Annotated in this window: 1 protein-coding gene; it reads left to right on the top strand. The window is 59.1% G+C overall.

Annotated elements, in window-relative coordinates; all coding sequences use genetic code 11:
- On the top strand, positions 1-1,426 hold a 1,426-nt coding region (locus tag F1609_RS33870; protein ID WP_206752984.1), incomplete at its 5' end, for an IS4 family transposase.
- Positions 1,427-1,434: the final 8 nt, after the last annotated feature.

The following is a 1,434-nucleotide window of genomic DNA, read 5'->3' as shown; positions in this document are numbered from 1 at the left end:
GGCGATGGAGGCGACAATGTTGGTAGCCGATGCTCCTTGCATCGGGGAGTTCGGTGATAAGCGGCTTTGCAAGACCGGATCACTGCTCTATAGTCGAATGATCGAACGTGGCACGGTGTGTTTGCGGCAGTTGAGCGATGACCGTGCCACACAAAGACGGTTTCACCGGTTACTGGAGCATCACAGCGTGACTTCAGGAGAAATCACTCGTTACGGCAGCATGCGCACTGCACAGGCAGCGGCCGGTCGCCATGTGCTGGCCATTCAAGACACCAGTGAATTGAACTACAGCGCACACGCCCGACGTACTAGCGGATTGGGTGACATCAGCAAGAACAGCGGCTGCGGACTGTTTATCCATCCGGTGCTGGCAGTTGATGCTGAAAGCAACGCCTGCCTCGGCATTGCGCACCAGGTAACATGGGTGCGTGACCCGCACAGAGCGACTAAGCGGGGGCGACGGGCCATCGAGGAAAAGGAATCGATGTGCTGGCTGGAAGGCGCGCAGGGAGCTGGACGCTGTTTGGAGAAGGCCGAGCTGGTGACGATGGTGGCGGATCGCGAAAGCGACATTTACGAAATGTGGGACCGTATCCCTGACGGTCATCTGCACCTGCTCACTCGTGCGCGTTGTGACCGGCCGATCGAAGAGGGCGGCACATTGTTTGCCTGGCTGGACAGCCAGCCAGCGATGGCCTGTAAAATCCTCGATGTGTCGGCGCGACCAGCAGGTAAGGCATTCCGCAGTACGGACGGTGAACGCAAGGGCGCACGTACCGCACACCGGGCGCGCATGGAGTTGCGCTACGGGCGGGTAAAGATCCGACGCCCTCAAGGTTGCCGTGCACGGCAGGCCAGTATCGCGCTAACGGTGGTGGATCTGAGGGAGCGCCCCGAAACAGTGGTGCCCGGCGAGCAACCGGTGCACTGGATTCTGCTAACCACCCATGAAGTGACAGCAAGCGAACAAGCATTCCAGCTACTGAACTGGTATGAGCAGCGGTGGCAGATCGAGCAGTTGTTCCGTACGTTGAAGCGGCAAGGGCTCGCTTTGGAGTCGAGTCAGTTGGAAGAAGCGAGCGAATTGGTAAAACTGGCCAGCATTGCGACGCTGGTGGCAACGCGCACGCTACAGCTGATCAATGCCCGCGACGGTCAGACGCAGCAGCCGGCGAGTGACGCATTTGACGACGATGAGGTAGAAGTGCTGGGAAAGCTGCAGGGCAGTCTCCAGGGAAGGACTGCCAAGCAAAAAGACCCCCACCCCATGCATAGCATGGCGTGGGCTAGCTGGATAATTGCGCGGTTAGGAGGATGGACCGGCTATGCCAGCGAAGCAAAACCGGGACCGATCACCATGCTGCATGGGCTACAGCGCTTCGACAGCATGGTGCACGGCTGGAAACTTGCAAAAATGTGGGCATAGCATAGCGC

Origin of the sequence: Massilia aquatica, from assembly GCF_011682045.1 — a bacterium.
Classification (GTDB): Bacteria; Pseudomonadota; Gammaproteobacteria; order Burkholderiales; family Burkholderiaceae_D; genus Telluria_A; species Telluria_A aquatica.
The sequence above is the reverse complement of the archived record's forward strand: the minus strand, read 5'-3'. Positions and strand labels throughout refer to the sequence as shown.